The organism is Streptomyces sp. 184 (genome assembly GCF_045781775.1).
Lineage (GTDB): Bacteria > Actinomycetota > Actinomycetes > Streptomycetales > Streptomycetaceae > Streptomyces.
Genome location: NZ_CP123230.1, coordinates 4,799,619 through 4,819,998, shown reverse-complemented (window position 1 = coordinate 4,819,998; position 20,380 = coordinate 4,799,619). Strand labels below are relative to the sequence as shown.

At 73.6% G+C, this 20,380-nt stretch carries 14 protein-coding genes; 11 read left to right on the top strand and 3 right to left on the bottom strand.

Annotated features, from left to right (window positions below; translation table 11 throughout):
- Positions 1 to 20 precede the first annotated feature (20 nt).
- Positions 21 to 2,453, bottom strand: coding sequence for an RICIN domain-containing protein (locus QBL21_RS20205; protein ID WP_407563632.1), 2,433 nt, complete (start codon positions 2,451 to 2,453; stop codon positions 21 to 23).
- 139 nt (positions 2,454 to 2,592) lie between these two features.
- Positions 2,593 to 5,220 carry a PA14 domain-containing protein gene (locus tag QBL21_RS20200; RefSeq protein WP_407566486.1) on the bottom strand — a complete coding sequence of 876 codons (2,628 nt, stop codon included), beginning with the start codon at positions 5,218 to 5,220 and terminating at the stop codon, positions 2,593 to 2,595.
- A gap of 186 nt (positions 5,221 to 5,406) precedes the next feature.
- On the opposite strand from QBL21_RS20200, the gene QBL21_RS20195 reads away from it, so the two are divergent.
- The 6 genes from QBL21_RS20195 (at position 5,407) to QBL21_RS20170 (ending at position 13,680) form a co-directional block, all read left to right on the top strand.
- Positions 5,407 to 6,438 carry a LacI family DNA-binding transcriptional regulator gene (locus QBL21_RS20195; RefSeq protein WP_407563631.1) on the top strand — a complete coding sequence of 344 codons (1,032 nt, stop codon included), beginning with the start codon at positions 5,407 to 5,409 and terminating at the stop codon, positions 6,436 to 6,438.
- 239 nt (positions 6,439 to 6,677) lie between these two features.
- Positions 6,678 to 7,766 carry an ABC transporter substrate-binding protein gene (locus QBL21_RS20190; protein ID WP_407563630.1) on the top strand — a complete coding sequence of 363 codons (1,089 nt, stop codon included), beginning with the start codon at positions 6,678 to 6,680 and terminating at the stop codon, positions 7,764 to 7,766.
- A 5-nt stretch (positions 7,767 to 7,771) separates the two neighbouring features.
- The gene (locus QBL21_RS20185; RefSeq protein WP_407563629.1) at positions 7,772 to 9,463 is read left to right on the top strand and encodes a sugar ABC transporter ATP-binding protein; all 1,692 of its coding nucleotides are present in this window, start codon (positions 7,772 to 7,774) and stop codon (positions 9,461 to 9,463) included.
- Entirely contained in the window at positions 9,456 to 10,421 is a 966-nt protein-coding gene (locus tag QBL21_RS20180; protein ID WP_407563628.1) for an ABC transporter permease, read from the top strand. Before QBL21_RS20185 ends, QBL21_RS20180 begins: the two co-directional genes overlap by 8 nt.
- Entirely contained in the window at positions 10,418 to 11,446 is a 1,029-nt protein-coding gene (locus tag QBL21_RS20175) for an ABC transporter permease (protein ID WP_407563627.1), read from the top strand. Before QBL21_RS20180 ends, QBL21_RS20175 begins: the two co-directional genes overlap by 4 nt.
- A 245-nt stretch (positions 11,447 to 11,691) precedes the next feature.
- A complete protein-coding gene (locus QBL21_RS20170) occupies positions 11,692 to 13,680 on the top strand; it encodes an N-acetylmuramoyl-L-alanine amidase (RefSeq protein WP_407563626.1) in 1,989 nt (662 codons plus the stop codon).
- An 84-nt stretch (positions 13,681 to 13,764) separates the two neighbouring features.
- Here the strand turns inward: QBL21_RS20170 and QBL21_RS20165 are convergent, their stop codons facing one another.
- Positions 13,765 to 14,775, bottom strand: a complete 1,011-nt coding sequence (locus QBL21_RS20165) for an LCP family protein (RefSeq protein WP_407563625.1) — start codon at positions 14,773 to 14,775, stop codon at positions 13,765 to 13,767.
- Positions 14,776 to 15,052: 277 nt separating this feature from the next.
- Between QBL21_RS20165 and QBL21_RS20160 the strand changes: the two genes are divergently transcribed.
- From QBL21_RS20160 to QBL21_RS20140, 5 genes are all read left to right on the top strand, one after another.
- Positions 15,053 to 16,654 carry an ABC transporter substrate-binding protein gene (locus QBL21_RS20160; RefSeq protein ID WP_407563624.1) on the top strand — a complete coding sequence of 534 codons (1,602 nt, stop codon included), beginning with the start codon at positions 15,053 to 15,055 and terminating at the stop codon, positions 16,652 to 16,654.
- A gap of 20 nt (positions 16,655 to 16,674) precedes the next feature.
- Complete coding sequence (locus QBL21_RS20155) at positions 16,675 to 17,640, top strand: ABC transporter permease (RefSeq protein ID WP_407566485.1); 966 nt, start codon at positions 16,675 to 16,677, stop codon at positions 17,638 to 17,640.
- Positions 17,633 to 18,541, top strand: a complete 909-nt coding sequence (locus QBL21_RS20150; protein WP_407563623.1) for an ABC transporter permease — start codon at positions 17,633 to 17,635, stop codon at positions 18,539 to 18,541. Before QBL21_RS20155 ends, QBL21_RS20150 begins: the two co-directional genes overlap by 8 nt.
- 116 nt (positions 18,542 to 18,657) lie before the next feature.
- The gene (locus QBL21_RS20145; RefSeq protein ID WP_407566484.1) at positions 18,658 to 19,680 is read left to right on the top strand and encodes an ABC transporter ATP-binding protein; all 1,023 of its coding nucleotides are present in this window, start codon (positions 18,658 to 18,660) and stop codon (positions 19,678 to 19,680) included.
- Positions 19,670 to 20,374 (top strand): ABC transporter ATP-binding protein, encoded by a 705-nt coding sequence (locus QBL21_RS20140; protein WP_407563622.1) that lies wholly within the window; start codon positions 19,670 to 19,672, stop codon positions 20,372 to 20,374. Before QBL21_RS20145 ends, QBL21_RS20140 begins: the two co-directional genes overlap by 11 nt.
- Positions 20,375 to 20,380 lie beyond the last annotated feature (6 nt).

Here is a 20,380-nt window from a genome sequence, read left to right as displayed (position 1 = left end):
GACCGGCGGGTACGGCGCGGTCAGCCGGGCGCCGCGACCAGCCGCCAGAGGTGGTCCGCCGTGCCGTTGTCGTCGTACTGCACCACCTGCTCGCTGTTCGCCGTCGACATGCCGTCCACGCCCAGCACCTTCCCGCTGTGCTCGTTGCGGATGCGGAACCAGCCGTCCGCGTCGGGGACGATCCGCCACAGGTGGTCCGGCGTGCCGTTGTCCCCGTACTGCACGACGGGCGCGCTGTTCTCCGTGGACATGCCGTCCACGCCGAGGACCTTCCCGCTGTGCCCGTTGCGGATCAGCAGCAGCCCGCCGCCCTGGTCGAGCAACTGCCAGGAGTGGTCGGACGTGCCGGAGTTGTCGAACTGGTGGACCCGCGCGCTGTTCTCCAGCGACATCCCCTCCACCGCCAGCACCTTGCCGCTGTGCCTGTTCTGCACCCGGTGGTGCGGCGGCTCCGGCACCCACGGCGTACCGTCCGGGGCCGCCGTCGGGAACGCCGTGATCCGCAGCCGGGCCGCGCCCATCGGGATCAGCGTCACCGTCTCCGGCGCCGCCCCGCTCTGCGCCGGGCTCTGCTGGAGCGGCGCCACGACGTGCTGCCGGTCGGCGACCCACTCCGGCAGCCGGCGCGCCGGGGCGGTGATGCGCACCGGGGTGTGCTCGTGGGTGAACGGGTCGCCGGTCAGCGGGCCGTCGTCGCGGTGGAACGCCAGCCCCTCCGGAGCGCCGGGGGACAGGGCGTAGTTCCAGGGGGTGGTGGCGTGCACGGCGAAGTGCGGGAAGTCGTCGGTGCCGCCGGTGCGCTCGTACGACTCGCCGATGCGCAGCGAGTACGTCAGCGGCCCCCGGTCGACGCTCACCGCACCGCCGTTGGCGTCCCACACCCGCACCGACGTGCGCTGCGGCAGCCGCAGCACGACGGTGTCGCCGTCGGCCCAGCTCCGCTGCACCGGGGCGAAGCCCGGCCCGGGCGCCGCGGCCACCGGCTGCCCGTTGACCGCCACCTCCGGCGCGTCGCACCAGCCGGGCACGCGCAGCCGCAGCGTGAAGGGCACCGGCCGCGCGGTGGCGATCCGCAGGGTGACGGTCTCGGTGAACGGGTAGTCCGTCTCCTCGGTGATCGTCACGTCGGTGCCGTTGACCCGGGTGCGCACCTCGCACGGCGCGTACATCGCCGCCGCGAGCCCGCCGTCCGGCGCGCTCAGCCAAAGCTCCTCGGTGAAGTAGGGCCAGCCCATGCCGTAGTTGTGCGGGCAGCAGCGGTACTGGTCGACGCCCGGCTGGAACGACTGCATCGCAAAGCCGTTCTGGAACTGGCCGTCGTTCTTGCGCACGTCGTCCAGGTCGACGGAGTTGGCGCTCGTCACGTAGTGCACGCCGCGGCCCGCCGGGTCGGTGGCGGCGGGCAGCAGGTTGAACGCCAGCTCCTCGCAGCGGTCGGCCCACAGCGCGTCGCCGGTGATCCGGGTCAGCAGCTCGTGGCTGGCCATGAACTCCACGATGCCGCAGGTCTCGAAGCCCTGCCGGGGGTCGCCGAAGCCGGGCCGGGCGTTCTCGTCCCCGGCGAAGCCGCCGCCGGGGAACTGCCCGTACTCCGCCAGGATCCGCTCGTAGCCGCGGTACGTCGCCCGGGTGAGCCCGGCGTCGCCGGCGCGCAGCGCGTACTGCGCGGGCTCCCGGAAGCCCTGCGCGACGTTGACGTTGTGCAGGTCCGGGAAGTCGTCCACCCAGTCCCCGCCCCACTCGTGCATCTTGTCCGTCAGCTCCAGCAGGAAGTCCTCGCCGGTGCGGGCGTGCATCCAGAACGCGATGTCCATGCCGTCGCCCCACCGCTTGGACACCCAACTGGAGTCGAACGCGCCCTTGCCCTGCGCGTTCATGAAGCGCAGGAACGGCAGCACGAACGGCACGATCCGCTCGTCGCCGGTGAACTCCTCGTGGCTGCGCAGCGCCTGGAGCAGCGGCAGGTACGGCCAGAAGTCGGGGCCGCCGTTCAGCGCGGTGCGCAGCCGGGCGGGGCCGAAGAAGCCGTCGGGCTGCCCGGTGGCCAGGATGGCGTCGATCCAGCGGCGGGCGGTCGCCTGCGCGGCGGCGTCGCCGGTGAGCGCGGCGAGCGAGACGTAGCCGCGCAGCCAGTACGTGACCTCCTCCCACCCGGCGCGGTCGGGGTGCACCCAGCCGGAGGCGTCGAAGTCGAGGAAGTGGGAGATCCGGTCGTAGCGGCCGAAGAGCCCGCCGAGGAGCGTGCCGAGCTGCCCGGCGAGCCAGCCGCGCGGGGCGACGCTGCCGAGCGGCAGCTTGCCGAAGGCGGCGGCGCCGTACGGGGTGCGCGGCGGCCGGGCGGCGGCGGCCGGCACGTACGCGTGCGCCGGGAGGGCGGTGGCGCCGAGGGCCAGCGCGGACGCCCCGGCGGTGGAGGCGTGCAGGAAGTGGCGTCGGTTGAGCGGAGGAGGCATGTCGGGTCCCTGGGGTCCTGGAAGGGGAGGGTGCCTGGTGCCTGGTACTCGGCGTGTCCGGCGCAACCGCCGGGCGCGCGGGGGCCCGCCCCCGGTCCCCGGCCGCGGCGGGTGCCGCGGCCGGGGGCGGGCGGGTGCGTCAGGAGGCGTCGCAGGTGAGGGTGCCGTCCGCGGACCCCTCGATCAGCGCCTCGTGGGCGGCCCGGATGCGTTCCACATCCGGCTTGACGACCTTCCGGTCGTAGGTGAGCAGTCCGTTCAGCTCGCCCTCCACATCCGTGATCTGGGTGTAGACGGCGCCGCTGCTGCCGTCGCAGGCGGCGAACCGCTCGATCTCGGCCAGCTTGATCAGGTACTCCTCGGTGTACGCCTCGCGGTCCACGCCCACGTAGGTGTGCCGCACCGGCCAGGCGTTGCCCGGGATGGCGAGCCCCAGGCCGCCGTACTCGCCGCTGACCAGCGCGCGTTTCCCGTCGGGCGCGGGCAGTTGCGCGCTCGGGTAGCCGTGCGCGTCGGAGATGTCGCCGTTGCCGCCGTCGACCGCGCCGCAGCAGTTGTGGCCGCTCATGTTGTTGACCAGCCGGGTCGGGTCCAGCTCCTTGGCGTAGTCGGCGATACGGGCCTGGTCGTACTGGCCCCAGCCCTCGTTGAAGGTCACCCACATGACCACCGACGGATGGCTGTCGTGCTGCTCGATCATCTCCTTCAGCTCGTGCTCGAACTGCGTGCGGGAGCTGTCCGAGGGCGTCTTGGTGTTCATCGACGGCATGTCCTGCCACACCAGCAGCCCCAGCTTGTCGGCGTGGTGGAACCACCGGTCGGGCTCGACCTTGATGTGCTTGCGCACGGAGTTGAAGCCCATCTCCTTGTGCGCTTCGAGGTCGTACTTCAGCGCCTTGTCGGTGGGCGCGGTGTGGATGCCCTCGGGCCAGAAGCCCTGGTCGAGCGTGGCCATGGAGAACACCGGCTCGCCGTTGAGCGTCATCCGCCGCTGCCCGTCGACCGTCTCGACGCCCACGGTGCGCATGCCGAAGTAGCCGCGCACCTCGTCGGCGGAGCCGCCGCGGCCGACGGTCACCTTCAGGTCGTACAGGTGCGGGTCGTCCGGCGACCACAGCCGCGGGTCCGGTACGGGCACGGTCAGCGACTCGCCGGTCCTGCCGGTGGCGGTGCCGACCGGGCGGCGGCCGTCGTACGCGGTGGCGGTGACCGGCACCCCGGGGCGCACGCCGCGCACCTGCACCGCGGTCCGCTCGCCGGCCACGTCGGGGGTGATCTTCAGGTCCTCGGCGCGGTCGGTGGGCACCGGCTCCATCCACACGGACTGCCAGATACCGGAGGAGGAGGTGTACCAGATGCCGCTGGGGGAGAGCCGCTGCTTGCCCATCGGCGGGTTCTCGCCGTCGGCGGAGTCGGTCGGGTCGTAGACCCCGACGATCAGCTCCTGCCTGCCGTGGCCGCGCAGGGCCGAGGTGACGTCGGCGCTGAACCGGTCGTAGCCGCCCTTGTGGGACGCGACCTGCTTGCCGTTGAGCCAGACGTCGGCCTTCCAGTCGACCGCGTCGAAGTTGAGCTGGAGCCGCTCGCCGCGCTGGCCGACGCGCCAGTCCCGCGGCACGGTGAAGGTGCGCTTGTACCACATGCGCTCCTCGTGCCGCTGGACGCCGGACAGCTCGGACTCGACCGGGTACGGCACGACGATCTTCTCGTCCAGCGTGCGGCCGAACGGCGGGCGCTGGCCCTCCTCGGCGCCGGCGAACTGCCACTCGCCGTTGAGGCTCTGCCAGTCCTCGCGGGTGAGCTGCGGGCGCGGGTACTCGGGGAGCGGGGCGTCGGTGTCGACGTCGTCGGCCCACTTCGTACGCAACTGGTACTCGGAGTCGTTGGCCCCCGAGGTCCAGAACTCGCCGACCGCCGCGCCGTCCGCGCCGGTCAGGCCGCCCTCGCCGTCGTAGCGCACGTCGGCGGAGCCGCCCTGGCCGACGACCGGCTCGTCGAGCGGGACGATCAGCCGGGTGGGGTCGCCGGGGTCCAGCTCGGCCGCGGCGCGCGGCCAGTCGGCGCCGCCGATGACGGCTTCCAGATGCTCGTCGAACGTCGCCGGGGGAGCGGCGAGCGGCTGGGCGAAGTCCATGGTCAGCGTGCGGCCGTCGGGCTGCACGGCGACCTCGGTCGGGCCGGTGTAGTCGAAGTCCGCGGGGAGCGAGAACGCGGACTGCGGCACGGCCTCCTTCTCGGCGCCCGGCTCGCTCCAGCGCAGGTGGAAGTTGGAGCCGCCGTGGTGCTCGAAGTACTCCACCTTGATGTCGTAGGTCCGGCCCGCCTCCAGGGTCACGGGCTGCGAGGTCTGCTCGTTGTCCCAGTCGTCGACCCAGTGGTCGATGACGGTCTCGCCGTCCACCCACAGGCGGAAGCCGTTGTCCGCGCTGACGTGGAAGGTGTGCGCGCCGGAGACCTCGGGGGTGATCCCGCCGGTCCAGCGGACGCTGACGTCGTCGGCCTGGCCGGCGCGGGCCGCGAGGCGCGGCTCCAGGTTGTCGAAGTCGAGCGACGGGTCGAAGGCGGTGGCCTGCAACCGGTCGAAGTCGAAGGCGCCGGGGGCGCTGTGGGTGTAGTACTCGCCCTTGAGGCCGTGGGCCTCGCCGGCCGCTCGGGAGCCGGCGGCCTCGGCGGCGGCCTGGCCGTCGGCGCCCGTGGCCGGGAAGCCGGGACCGGCGGGGACCAGGGTCAGGGCCAGAGCGGCGAGGATGGGCGTCGGCCAGCGCAGCAGTCGCCGCCGTACGCGTCTGAGGGAGGGATGCACGGGTACCTCCGGAAGTCGGAGAATGCGGGTGCCGGGTCTGCCCTTTGCCCCCGGGCGTCTTGTATAACGTTGGAAACAAGGGCAGTTGGCATGACAGCACGCCTCCTGCGTTGTGTCCAGTGCATGACCAAACGGCGTAGGAGGAACGCGGTGAGAGTCAGCCTGAAGGATGTGGCCGAGCGGGCGGGCGTGTCGGTGAAGACCGTCTCGAACGTGGTCAACAACTATCCGCACGTCACGCCGGCGATGCGGGCGCGGGTGCAGCAGGCCATCGACGACCTCGGCTACCGCCCCAACCTGACCGCCCGCCACCTGCGCAAAGGCCGAACGGGCATCATCGCGCTCGCCGTGCCCGAACTGGGCAACCCCTACTTCGCCGAGCTGGCGGGACACGTCATCGACGAGGCCGCGCGGCACGACTTCACCGTCCTGCTCGACCACACCCAGGGCCGGCGCGAGCTGGAGCTGCTGGTCTGCCAGGGCTTCCGCGCCCGGGTGATGGACGGGCTGATCCTCAGCCCGCTGGAGCTGGAGACCGAGGACCTGCGCGGCCGGGCCGAGGAGTCCCCGCTGGTGCTGCTCGGCGAGCGGCGCTACGACCTGCCGTACGACCACATCGCGATCGACAACATCGCCGCCGCCCGGCAGGCGGTCGGCCATCTGCTGGACCTCGGCCGCCGCCGGATCGCGTTTCTCGGCGCCCGCGCGGACCGCGCCCACCAACCCGCCCACCTGCGACTTCTCGGCTGGCGGGCGGAGCTGGCCGATCGCGGCGTGCCGGTCGACGAGTCGCTGGTGGCGAACACCGAGGGCTGGGAGCGGGCCGACGGCGCGGCGGCCATGGCGGCGCTGCTGGACTCCGGGCAGCGGCCGGACGCGGTCTTCGCGTACAACGACCTGATCGCCATCGGTGCGATGCGGGTGATGTCCGAGCGGGGGCTGCGGGTGCCGGAGGACGTGGCGGTGGTCGGTTTCGACGACATCACCGAGAGCCGCTACGGGGCCGTCACGCTGACCACCATCGCGCCCGACAAGCGGGCCATCGCCAGGCTCGCGGTGGAGTCGCTGGTCAAGCGTCTCGACGCCGCCCACGGCGACGGCAGCGTGCCGGAGTCGCAGGAGATGCACCCCGCGTTCTCGCTGGTGGAGCGGGAAAGCACGCGGGGTCGCGCCAGCGGCTGACCCCTGCGGAGCGACCCGCCCGGGCCGGCCCCTGGCGGGTGCCCCGGCCTGCCCGGCCGAGCGCTGACGGTTCGTCAACTCCCGTACGGCGCAGGGGCCATGGGGATCTTCGCCGGACAAGTCCGTGCTGCGGGAGGTGTTTACAGCTTCCTTCCAACGATGTAAAACATCCCGTGATTCTTCCGGTTCCGCGCATCGACCCGGCCCTCGTACTCCACCGCCCGAATTGGGGTATCACCATGAAGCCGCACGCCCGTACCGCCGCCAGAACCCTCCTCGCCGTCGCGCTCAGCGCGAGCCTCGCGCTCGCCGCCGGGTGCGCCAAGTCCGAGGACGACGACGAGGGGAGCACCGGCGCCGCCGGCTCCGAGGAGGCCAAGGGCAGCGAGCAGAAGGTCACCGAGGGCTCGGGCCCGACCTGCGTGATCGGCGACTACGGAGCCGAGGAGATCGACCTCGCCGGCGCCACCGTCGGCTTCTCGCAGTCCGAGAAGGAGGCCAACCCCTTCCGTATCGCCGAGACCGCCTCCATCAAGGCCGAGGCCGACGAGCGCGGCATCGAACTGCTCACCGCCAACGCCCAGTCGCAGTTCTCCAAGCAGATCAGCGACGTCCAGGACCTCATCGCCAAGGGCGCCGACCTGCTGGTCATCGCCCCGTTGAACTCCGACGGCTGGGACCCGGTGCTGAAGTCCGCTGCGGACAAGAAGATCCCGATCGTCACCATCGACCGGAAGATCAACGCCGAGCCCTGCAAGGACTACGTCAGCTTCATCGGCTCCGACTTCACCGAGCAGGGCAAGCGGGCCGCCGACAAGATGATCGAGGCCACCGGCGGCAAGGGCGAGATCGCCATCCTGCTGGGCGCGCCCGGCAACAACGTCACCACCGAGCGCACCAAGGGCTTCAAGGACCGTATCGCCGAGAAGGCCCCGGACCTCGACGTCGTCTTCGAGCAGACCGGCGAGTTCGCCCGCGAGAAGGGCCAGCAGGTCACCGAGCAGCTCATCCAGTCCAACCCGGAGATCACCGGGATCTACGCCGAGAACGACGAGATGGGCCTCGGTGCGGTCAACGCCCTCAAGGGCGCGGGCAAGGAGCCCGGCGCCGTCAAGATCGTCACCATCGACGGCACCCGCAACGCCGTCCAGGGCATCGTCGACGGCTGGATCGACGCCGTCATCGAGTCCAACCCGCGCTTCGGCCCGCTGGCCTTCGAGACCCTCGACGCCTTCACCAAGGGCGAGGAGGTCGGCCAGGACATCGTGATCGAGGACAGCGAGTACACCGCCGACAACGCCGAGGCCGACCTCGGCAAGGCGTTCTGACGCCGATGGCCGCAGCGAAAGAGCCGCCCGAGCGGCACGGGCCGGGCGGGTCCTCCGGGCCCGCCCGGCCCGCCGGCCCGCCCCCGGCGGACGCCCGGGACGGCGCGGCGAAGCGCCCCGCCGTCCTGGCCGTACGCGACCTGACCAAGCGCTTCCCCGGCGTCCTCGCCCTCGACGGCGTCGACTTCACCGCCCGCGCCGGCGAGGTGCACGCCCTCGTCGGCGAGAACGGCGCCGGGAAGTCCACCCTCATCAAGGTCCTCACCGGCGTCTACCGGCCCGACGAGGGCGAGCTGACCTACCGCGGCGCGCGGACGTCCTTCGCCACCCCGCTGGCCGCCCAGCAGGCCGGCATCTCGACCATCTACCAGGAGGTCAACCTCATCCCGCTGATGAGCGTGGCCCGCAACCTCCTGCTCGGCCGCGAGCCGCGCCGCCGCGGCGGCCTCATCGACTTCGGCCGGATGCACCGCGAGTCCGAGCGCATGCTCCTCGACTACGGCGTACGCGTCGACGTCCGCCGCCCGCTCGCCGAACTCGGCGTCGGCGCGCAGCAGATGGTCGCCCTCGCCCGCGCCGTCTCCGCGGCCGGGCGCACCGACGTCGTCGTCATGGACGAGCCCACCTCCTCCCTCGAACCCCGCGAGGTCGACACCCTCTTCGGCGTCATCGGGCGGCTGCGCGCCGACGGCGTCTCCGTCGTCTACGTCAGCCACCGCCTCGACGAGCTGTACGCCGTCTGCGACGCCGTCACCGTCCTGCGCGACGGCCGCGTGGTGCACACCGGCCCGCTCGCCGGCCTCGACCGGCTCCGGCTGGTCTCCCTCATGCTCGGCCGGGAGATGGGCGAGGTGCGCGCCGAGGGCCTGACCAAGTTCTCGGGCGAGCACCACGACGGGGCAGCCGCGGAGCCGGTGCTGCGCGCCGAGGGCCTGACGCGCCGGCACCAACTGCACGACGTCTCCCTCGACGTCCGCCCCGGCGAGGTCGTCGGCCTCGGCGGACTCCTGGGCTCGGGCCGTACCGAGACCGCAAAGGCCATCGCCGGCGCCCTCCCGCTCGGCGCCGGCCGCGTCACCGTCGCGGGCGTGCCGGTACGTACCGGCTCCACGCCCGCCGCGATCCGCGCCGGCATCAGCCTGCTGCCGGAGGACCGCAAGTCCGAGGGCATCGTGCCGGGCCTCTCGGTCCGCGAGAACATCGCGCTGGCCGCGCTGCCGCGCATGTCCCGCTACGGGCTCGTCTCCGAGGCCCGTATCGACGCCGTCGTCGAGACGTTCGTCGACCGGCTGCGCATCAAGGCCGCCAGCCCGCACCAGAAGGTCGGCGAACTGTCCGGCGGCAACCAGCAGAAGGTGCTGCTGGCCCGCTGGCTGGCCATGCAGCCCAAGGTGCTGCTGCTGGACGAGCCGACGCGCGGCATCGACGTCGGTGCCAAGGCCGAGGTGCAGAAGCTCGTCGACGAACTCGCCGAGGACGGCCTCGGCGTGCTGCTGATCTCCTCCGACGTGGAGGAGCTGATCGAGGGGTCCGACCGCGTGGTGGTGCTCAGGGACGGCGCCGTCGTCGGCGAGCTGACCGGCGACGACGTCACCGAGGACAGACTCATGGAGGCCATCGCCGCCGCCGCGGAACCGGGCGCGGACCCGGCCCCGGCGCCCGGCGCTGCCGGTGCGGGGGCGGGCGGCCATGGCTGACCTCACGCTGCGCCGCGCGCTGCCCGCCGACCGCGAGCGGGTGCTGCGCTGGCTCCAGGAGTACGGCGTCTACGTCGGCGTCGCCCTCCTGTTGATCGTCAACATCGCCTTCACCCCCCACTTCCTGTCCGCCGAGAACTTCCGCACCCAGGCCGTCCAGGTCGCCCCCGTCGTCATCGTCGCGCTCGGCATGGCGCTGGCCATCGGCAGCGAGGGCGTCGACCTGTCCGTCGGCTCGGTCATGGCCCTGTCCACCTCGCTGGTCGCGCTCTACATGGGCTACGGGCCGTGGATCGCGCTGATCGTCGCGGTCGTCGGCGGGGCCGCGGTCGGCCTGGCCAACGGCTCGCTCATCGCGTTCATCGGGGTCCAGCCCATCGTCGCCACGCTCGCGCTGATGGTCGGCGCCCGAGGGCTGGCGCTGGTGCTGCTGCCGCAGTTGGAGGACATCCGCGACCCGGGCATGGCCACCCTCGGCTCCGGCGAGTTCGCCGGCGTGCCGTACGTGGTGCTGATCGCGGCGGCGCTCGCGCTCGTCGTCGGCTTCGTCGTGCGCCGCACCACCTTCGGCCGCCAGTTGCTCGCCATCGGCGACAGCCGTCCCGCCGCGCAGCTCGCCGGGCTGCCGGTGCGCCGGGTGCTGATCGTGGTGTACGTCGTGTGCGCCGTGCTCGCCGCCGTCGCCGGCTTCCTGGCCACCGCCCGGCTGTCCGCCAGCGACCCCACCTCGCTCGGCAACCTGATGGAGCTGTCCGCGATCACCGCCGTCGTCGTCGGCGGCACGCCGCTGACCGGCGGGCGGGTCCGCATCGGCGGCACGGTGGCCGGCGCGGTGCTGATCCAGTTGCTGACGGCCACCCTGATCAAACACGACCTGGAGCCGTCGTGGACGCAGATCGCCCAGGCCGTGGTGATCATCCTCGCCGTCTACGCCGCCCGGGAGAGGGGGAAGCGGTGACCGTCGTGAAAGACGAAACCGCCGCCGACCGGCCCGTCGCGTACGACGCCGGCGAGCCGCCCGGCGGCCGCCGCGGCGAGCGGCTGAGCGCGCTGGCGCAGCAGCACGGCGCGCTGGTCGCGCTGGTCGCCATCGCCGCCGTCGCCTCGCTGTCCTTCGACTCCTTCGCCACCACCGGCAACATCGGCAACATGGCGGACTCCTCCGCCTTCCTGGCCATCGTCGCCCTCGGCATGACCTTCGTCATCGTCACCGGCGGCATCGACCTGTCCGTCGGCTCGGTCTTCGTCCTCGGCGGCGTGCTCGCCGCCTGGGGCTCGCGCCACGGGACGGTGGTGGCGCTGCTGCTGCCACTCGCCGTCTGCGGACTCTTCGGCCTGGTCAACGGGCTGCTCATCGCCCGGCTGCGGCTCGCTCCGTTCATCGTCACGCTCGCCGCCATGCTCGGCGCCCGCGGCGTGATGCTGGCGATCACCGACGAGGGCGCCGAGACCTTCCTCGTCGCCGAGGGCTCGTTCTTCGCCGACCTCGGCCAGGGCGACCTGCTGGGCATCGGCGTCCCGGTCTGGATCACCGCCGCGCTCTTCGTCGCCGGCGGCGTGGTGCTGCGCCGCACCCGCTTCGGGCAGCACGTCTACGCCGTCGGCGGCAACGAGGACGCCGCCGCGCTGATGGGCGCGCCCGTGGCCCGTACCAAGACGCTGGTGTACACCCTCAACGGGCTGCTCGCCGGCCTCGCCGGCGCGCTGAACGCCGCGTGGCTCGACTCCGGCGTGACCATCCTCGGCTACGGCATGGAGCTGGAGGCCATCGCCGCCGTCGTCATCGGCGGCACGCTGCTCTCCGGCGGCATGGGCTTCGTCGGCGGCTCGCTGGTCGGCGTGCTGCTGCTGAAGGTGATCCAGAACGTCATCAACCAGATCGGCTCGCTCGACTCCGCCTACCAGCAGGTCGTCAGCGGCGGCTTCCTGGTGGTCGTCGTCATCGCGCAGACCTGGCTCGCCCGGCGCCGTCGGGTGCCCTAGACCGGCCGCCGGGCAACCGGGCGGGTTGGCCCGGCGGCCGTAAGGCGGCCGGTCGCGGTCACAGGCCGCGGCCGGCCGCCGACACCGGTCTGGACCAGTGCCGCCGCGCAGATGGGCGGCAGCCGGGCTGACGTGCAACTTTCGTGCCCATGGAAGGGATTGACGGCTGCCTTGCCCAGTCGGTACCCCTGATACGCACCGCACGCGCACGCGCACCCCCTCGTCCCGACCCCTGAGGAGTACCGTTGCCTGCTCTCCCGGCCACCCGCCTCGGCGCGAGCCTTCGAAGACGACCCTGGGCGACGGCCGCCGTCGCCGCCGCTCTGCTGCTGCCGCTCACCTCGGCGTCCCTCCCGGCCGCCGCCGGTGACGGCGGGGAAGCGGCGCCCGCGACCCGGCAGGCGGCGTACGCCGCGGCGGCCGGGGAGTACGGCGTGCCGGAGAGCGTGCTGCTCGGCGTGTCGTACCTGGAGTCCCGCTGGGACACCCACGCCGGCGAGCCGAGCACCGACGCCGGCTTCGGCCCCATGCACCTGACCGACGCGCCCACCGTGCTCGCCGAGGACCACCACGGCGGCACCGCGGAGGACCCCCGCGGCGACACCGAGCGGCCCGTCGGCGACGAGAGGTTCGGCCCCGCGCTCACCACGCTGTACGCCGCCGCCGAGCTGACCGGCACCGACGAGGCGACGCTGCGCGCCAGGCCCGTCGAGAACATCGCCGGCGGCGCCGCGCTGCTGGCCGCGTACCAGGACGAACTGGGCGCACCGGCCTCGGCCGACCCCGCCGACTGGTACGGCGCGGTCGCGAAGTACGCGGGCGCCGCGTTCGAGCAGGACGCGGCGGCCTTCGCCGACGAGGTGTACGCGACCATCCGCGACGGCGCCGCCCGCACCACCGACGACGGCCACGCCGTCCGGCTCGCCGCACACCCGGCCCTGACCCCGCAGCAGCGGTGGCTCGGCGAACTCGGCCTGCCGCGGCTCCAGGACGACGAGGTCGAGTGCCCGGCCCGGCTCGGCTGCGAGTGGATCCCGGCGACGTACCGCCAGACCGATCCCGACGACATCCAGGCGTACGTCAACCACGACAAGGCGAACCGGCCTCGCGACCAGAAGATCGAGTACCTGGTCATCCACGACACCGAGGGCCGCTACCCCGGTGTCATCAACATGGTCCAGGACCCCACCCGCGCGGCGAGCTGGCAGTACACGCTGCGCAGTTCGGACGGCCACATCGCCCAGCACGTCAAGCACAAGGACGTCGCCTGGCAGGCCGGCAACTGGAACATCAACGCCAAGTCCATCGGCCTGGAGCACGAGGGCTTCGCCAAGGACCAGGGCACCTGGTACACCGAGGCGATGATGCGCAGCTCGGCGACGCTGGTGCGCTACCTGGCGGCGAAGTACGACATCCCGCTGGACCGCACGCACATCATCGGCCACGACAACGTGCCCGGCACCACCACGCCGAACATCCCCGGCATGCACTGGGACCCGGGCCCGTACTGGGACTGGGAGCGCTACTTCGAGCTGCTGAAGGCCCCGCTGCGCAGCCCGGGCGGGTCCGCCAGGGCGATGGTGCTGATCAAGCCGGACTTCGAGGAGAACCGGCCGCAGTTCACCGGGTGCAGCTACGAGTCCGGCTCCGACCCCAAGGAGCCCTGCCCGCTCGCGCCCTCGTCGTCGGTGATCCTGCACACGCAGCCCGACGCGGACTCCCCGCTGCTGGCGGACATCGGTCTGCACCCCGACGGCCGCGCGTCCGACATGCACGTCTCCGACATCGGCAGCCGGGCCTCGGCCGGGCAGCGGTACGCGGTCGCCGAGCGCAGGGGCGACTGGGTGGCGATCTGGTACCACGGCCTGAAGGGCTGGTTCCACAACCCCGCGGGCGCGCGGGTCGCCGAGTTCACCGCCGGGAAGGTCGTCACGCCCAAGCCGGGCAAGGAGTCGGTGCCGGTCTACGGCCGGGCGTACCCGGAGGAGGCGGCGTACCCGGCGGAGATCCCGTACCAGCCGATCTCCGCGCACCCGTACGAGTTCAAGGCCGGCCAGGCGTACTCCTACGGCGGCACGGTCCCCGGCGAGTACTACCGGGCGGTGTCCTTCGACGGCTCCGCGCCGGGGGACCGCACGGTGGTCCGCGGCAAGACGAAGTACCACATCGTCCAGATCGGCCACCGCATCGGCTTCGTCAAGGCCGATGACGTGGACGTGCGCCGGGTCCGCTGACCCGCCGCGCGGCGCGGCGCCGCCGGTCCCATGCCCGGCGGCGCCGTTCGCGTGCGCGCGGCGCCCGGCCGCGCGCCCTCGGCGTCAGTCGCAGTCCATGCGGTCGCCGGGGGCGACCCGGCCCTTCCAGTCGAAGCCGCCGCGCGGCCCGCGCCGGTCGGCCGGCGCCAGCGGCCGGTCCCCGGCCAGCCGCCCGAACATGGTGCGCGCCCGCGCGTCGTTCCACTTCACCGCCGAGCCCCACGTGCCGGCGGGGTGGCTGATGCTCGCCAGCGGCACGGTCGCGAACTCCGTGTCCCGCAGCCGCAGATGGCGTGCCTTCCAGGCCAGCGCCAGCATGTCCGCCACGCTGGTCCGGGGCCCCGGGCGCAGCCCGCGGGCGACCTCCCCGACGAGGGCGTGCGCCGTCCGCGGATCCTTCAGCGTGCCCGCGGCCAGGTGCTGCCCGGCGAGGCCGGCGACCAGCCGCTGCTGCCGCCGCACCCGGTCGATGTCGCCGTGGCCGCTGTGCCGGGTCCGGACGTACTGCAACGACCGGCCGCCGTCGAGATGGTGCCTGCCGGGCGTCAGGTCGATGCCGGAGTTCTCGTCGCGCATCGGCTTCTTCGTGCACACCGGTGCGCCGCCGAGTGCGTCGACCGCCCGTACGAAGCCCTTGAAGCGCGCCTGGACGTAGTGGTCGATGTCCAGCCCGGTGGCGCGCTCGACGGTGCGCGTCAGCAGGTCGGGGCCGCCGTGCCGGAGGGCCGCGTTGATCTTCCCGGAGTGGACGGCGGGTCCCTCGCCGTCGTCGTGCGGCGCGAAGGGCACGTAGGAGTCGCGGGGGAGGCTGACGACGCTCGCGCGCCGGCCGTCCGCGGACAGGTGCACGACCATGATCACGTCGGCGCACCGGCAGGCTTCGCCGCCCGCGTGCCAGCGGCTCTTCTCCTCCTCGGTCAGCCCCGCGCGGGAGTCGCTGCCGACGACGAGGACGTTGGTGCCCGGGCCGCCGGCCGCGGGCCCGGCGGCGAGCGCCCAGCCGTAGCCGGAGCCGGCGAGCACGGCCAGGCAGGCGCCGCCGGCCAGGGTGCGGGAGCGCGGGGGGAGAGCCATGGGTGTCCTTCCCGGTGGGGTACGGGACACCGGATGCTACGTCCCTGAATGCCCCGTAATATCCTGTAATATCCGTAACAGCCGCCGTGTCCCGCCCCGGGCCACCCGGTCGACGCAAGGCTCCGTGTCGCCCTGCCGGGAACCGGCCGCTGACCTCGGCGGACCGCCCGCCCGCCGGATGCCCGCGGAGTGGACTGCGCATTGCGCCGCGCACCGATCATGGGTTCTAATTGCGAACGGTTCGCAATAACAGCCGGTCTTCAACAGGGGAGTGGGCATGTCAGTCCGCGGCATACGCGCAGCGGTCTCGGTCACGGCGGCGGCGGTGCTCGCGGGGGCCGCCGCCTGCTCGAACCCGGACGCCGACGACGACTCCGGCGCCTCCGGCGGCGACGGCACCGCCGCCGTCGTCGGCGTCGCCAACGAGCCCGACACCCTCAGCCCGCTCCTCGGCTACGGCAAGGACGGCAACTCCAAGCTCTTCGACGGACTCCTCGCCCGCACCGGCGACATGGAGCTGGAGCCCGCCCTCGCCCGCGCGCTTCCCGAGGTCACCGACGACGGCACCACGTACACGTACAAGCTGCGCGACGACGTGACGTTCAGCGACGGCGAGCCCTTCACCGCCGCCGACGTCGTCTTCACCTACGAGACCATCCTCGACCCGGGCACCAACAACCCCTCCAAGGGCGACCTGGAAGCCGTCGAGAGCGTCGAGGCCGAGGGCGACGACACCGTCGTCTTCCGCCTGAAGTACCCCTACGCCGCCTTCGCCGAGCGCACCGTGCTGCCCATCGCGCCCGAGCACGTCGCCGCCAAGGGCGACGTCAACACCGGCGCGTTCAACACCGAGCCGGTCGGCACCGGCCCGTACGTCCTGGACAACTGGCGCAAGGGCGAGAAACTCACCTTCTCGGCCAACCCCCGCTACTGGGGCGGCAAACCGAAGGTGAAGAAGCTGACGATGGCCGTCATCGCCGACGACGACATCCGCGCCACCCGGCTGCGCTCCGGCGACCTCGACGGCGCCATCCTGCCGCCGAACCTCGCCAAGACCTTCGCCGAGGACGACGACAAGCAGACCCTCGCCGCCACCACCGCCGACCACCGCGCCGTCACCCTGCCCACCGACAACCCCGTCACCGGCGACCTCGCCGTCCGCCGCGCCCTCGACGTGGCCGTCGACCGCGGCGCCATGGTCGACAAGCTGCTGGAGGGCCGGGGCAAGGCCGCGTACGGGCCCGTGCCCACCGACAGCGAGTGGTTCGCCAAGGGCACCGAGCGGCCGTACGACACGGAGCGGGCCGAGCAGATCCTCGACGACGCCGGCTGGCGCGCCGGCGACGGCGGCATCCGGGAGAAGGACGGGCAGCGCGCCTCGTTCACCCTCTACTACCCCTCCGGCGACAAGCTCCGCCAGGAGCACGCCCTCGCCTTCGCCGGCGACGCCAGGAAGGTCGGCATCGAGGCCAAGGTGGAGTCCGGCACCTGGGAGGTCATCGAGCCGCGGATGGGCGAGGACGCCGTGCTCGCCGGCGGCGGCAGCCCCGCCGACCCCGACTTCGACCTCTACCCGATGCTCTACTCCGAGCTGGCCGGCCAGGGCTTCAACAACATGGCCTCGTACGAGAACCCGGACGTCGACACCGCCCTCGTCGAGGGCCGCGAGAGCGGCGACAAGGCCGAGCGCAAGCGGGCGTACGACAAGGTGCAGCAGGAACTCGCCGAGAACCCCGGCTACATCTTCCTCACCCACATCGACCACATCTACGTCATCGCCGACACCTGGCGCGGCCTGACCACCCAGGTCGAGCCGCACGAGCACGGCTTCGGCAGCGGTCCCTGGTGGAACGTCGAGAGCTGGCAGCCCGCGCCGTGACCGGGCTGCCGCTGGCCCCGATGGCACGGATGGCCGGACGGCGGCTGCTGTACGCCGTCCCCGTCCTGCTGGCCGTCACCTTCGGGGTGTTCGCCATCGCCGCCGCCTCGCCGTTCGACCCGGTGAAGGCGTACGCGGGCACCGCCGGGTTCAGCGCCTCCCAGGAGGCGCTGGACCAGCTCCGCGACAGCCTCGGCGCCGACGACCCGTTCGTCACCCGCTGGTGGGACTGGCTCTCCGGCATCGCCACCGGCGACCTCGGCGAGTCCACCAGCATGCGCCAGCCCGTCGCCGACGTCATCGGCGAGCGCATCGGCTGGACGGTGCTGCTGTGCGCGGTCGCGTTCGCCGTCGCCATCGTCGTCGGCACGCTGCTCGGCGTCCTCGCCGCCCGCCGCCGCGGCGGGTGGCTCGACCGGGCCGTCACCTCCGTCGCGTACGCCCTGGAGGCGGCGCCGCCGTTCTGGCTCGGGCTGCTCGCCGTCTGGCTCTTCGCGCTCCAGCTCGACGCGCTGCCGGCCGGCGGCCTCACCGACACCGGCACCGACGTCGTCAGCTTCGGGCAGGTCGCCGAGCACGTGGTGCTGCCCGCGTCGGTGCTCGCCGTCTCGCAGATGCCGTGGTTCGTGCTCTACGTCCGCCAGGGCGTCGGCGACGCCCTGGACGAGGACCCCGTGCGCGGCGCCCGCTCCCGCGGGCTCGCCGAGCGCACCGTGCTGCTCGGGCACGCGCTGCGCTCCGGGCTGCTGCCGGTGCTCACGCTGATCGGCACCCGGGTGCCGGAGCTGATCACCGGTGCCCTGCTCATCGAGACCGTCTTCAGTTGGCCCGGCATCGCCGCGGCCACCGTCGAGGCCGCCACGTCCGTCGACTTCCCGCTGCTCGCCGCGCTCACCGTGCTGGCGACCGCGGCGGTGCTCCTCGGCAACCTGCTGTCCGACCTGCTGTACGGGCTCGCCGACCCGAGAGTGGGCTTCGATGGCTGAGGCAGTGCAGAAGGCGGCGGTCCCCGGCGGGCCCCCCGACGCCGCCCGCTGGCGCACCCGCGGCACCGGCCGGAAGTCGGTGCGCACGCTGCGCGTCCGCACCTCGGCGGCGGTCGTCGCGCTCGCCGTCCTCGCGGTGCTCGTCGTACCGCCGCTGGTCCAGCTCGACCAGCAGGCCGTCGACATCGGCAACAAGCTCGCCGCGCCGTCCCTCTCCCACCTCTTCGGCACCGACGACGTCGGCCGCGACGTGCTGCTGCGCTGCGTCTACGGACTGCGCGTCTCGCTGCTCGTCGGCGTGGTCGCCGCGCTCGTCGCCACCGTCGTCGGCACCGCCGTCGGGGCGCTGGCCGGCGCGCTCGGCGGGCACGTCGACCGGGCCGTGATGCGGCTCGTGGACGTCTTCGCCTCCGTACCGCACCTGCTCCTCGGCATCTTCATCGTCGCCCTGTTCCAGCCGGGCGTGTGGCCCGTCGTCGCCTCGGTGGGCCTGACCCACTGGGTGTCGACCTGCCGCATCGTGCGCGCCGAGGTGCTGTCGCTGCGCGGCCGGCCGTTCGTGGACGCCGCCGTCTCCGGCGGCGCCTCGCGCACCCGGGTCGCCGTCCGCCACCTCGTGCCCGGGGTGCTGCCGCAGGCCGGGCTCGCGGCGGTGCTGATGGTGCCGCACGCCATCTGGCACGAGTCGGCGCTGTCGTTCCTCGGCCTCGGGCTGCCGCCGCACCAGGCGTCCCTGGGCGCGATGGTGCAGGGCGCGCGCGGGGCGCTGCTGGCGGGGGACTGGTGGCCCACCCTCTTCCCGGGCCTGTTCATCATCATCCCGACCCTCGCCGTCGCCGGTCTCGCCGGTGCGTGGCGGGAGCGGCTCAACCCGCGCCGCCGATCGGAGCTGACGCTGTGACGGACCGCACGGACGACCGCACCGACCGCACGGACGGGGACCGCACGGACGGGGACCGCACGGACCGGGACCGCACCGGCAGTGCCGCCGCCGCGCCACTGCTGGCCCTCGACCGGATGTCGGTCCGCTTCCGGATGCGCCGCGGCCGGTACGTCGCCGCCGTCACCGACGTCTCCCTCGCCCTCGCCCCCGGCGAGTGCGTCGCGCTCGTCGGCGAGAGCGGCTGCGGCAAGTCCGTGCTCGCCTCGGCGCTCCTCGGGCTGCTGCCGGAGAACGCCGAGACCGCGGGCGCCGCGCACCTCGGCGAGCTGGAACTGCTCGGCGCCGGCGAGGCGGAGCTGGCCCGCCGGGTGCGGGGCCGCCGCGTCGGCCTGGTACCGCAGTCTCCGGCCGCGCACCTCACGCCCGTACGGACCGTGCGCTCCCAGCTCCAGGAGGTCGTCCGCGAGCTGACCGGCACCCCCAAGGCCGGGCTGCGCGCCGCCGCAGAAGAGGCCGCGGCGCGGGCCGCGTTCCCCGCCGACCACCTCGACCGCTACCCGCACGAGCTGTCCGGCGGCCTCGCCCAGCGCGCCGCCACCGCCCTCGCCCTCGTCGGCGGCCCGCCGCTGCTGCTGGCCGACGAGCCGACCACCGGACTCGACCGCGACCTCGTCGAGCGCACCGTCGACGAACTGCGCCGGCAGGTCGACGACGGGCGCGGGCTGCTGATGATCACCCACGACCTGGCCGCCGCGGAGCGGATCGCGGACCGGGTGGCGGTGATGTACGCCGGGCGGATCGTCGAACTCGCCGCCGCCGCCGACTTCTTCGGCGCCCCCGGCCCTCGGCACCCGTACGCCCGCGGCCTCCTCGACGCCCTCCCGGAGCGCGGCTTCACACCCATCCCCGGCCTGCCGCCCGAGCTGGGCGCGCTGCCGCCGGGCTGCGCCTTCGCGCCGCGGTGCACGTATGCCACGGCCGCCTGCGAGGCGGTGCCGGCGCTGACGGCGGGGGTCGCGTGCCACCACCCGGTGCCCCCCGCCGCCGTACCGCCGCCGAAGCGGCAGCCGGGGACGCCCGCGGCGAAGCAGTTGCCGACGCAGCGGACCGACGAACCCGGTCCGCCCCAGCAGCCGGAGGCCGTCGATGCCCGCTGACGCCCCGTCCCCGCTCAGGCTCCGCGCCGTCACCGCCGGATACGAGCGCCGCGCCCCCGTCGTACGCGACGTCTCCTTCACCCTCGCCCCCGGCGAGGCCGCCGGGCTCCTCGGCCCCAGCGGCTGCGGGAAGTCCACCCTGGCCCGCGTCGCCGCGCTGCTGCACCGCCCGCACGCCGGCGAGGTGCTGCTCGACGGCGAGCCCGTACGCGGCTGGCGCCACCGGGCGCCCCGCGCACAGCGCACCGCCTTCGGCGTCGTCTTCCAGCAGCCCCGCCTGGCCGCCGACCCGCGACTGACGCTGGCCGCCCTGATCGCCGAGCCGCTGCGCGCCACCGGCCGCCGCGCCGAGGCCCCCGCCCGCACCGAGGAGCTGGCCGGCCTCGTCGGCCTCACCCCCGACCTGCTGGCCCGCCGCCCGCACGAGGTCAGCGACGGCCAGCTCCAACGCGCCTGCCTCGCCCGCGCGCTGGCGCTCCGCCCCCGGATCCTGGTGTGCGACGAGATGACGGCGATGCTCGACGCCTCCACCACGGCGGCACTGGTCGCGGCCGTCGAGGACTACCGCCGCACCTCCGGTGCCGCGCTGCTGGCCGTGGGCCACGACCGCACGCTGCTGGAGCGCTGGTGCGATCGCACCGTCGCCTGGGACGAGCTGGCACCGGAGGCGGCGAAGCACGCGCCGAGCGGCTGACCGCCT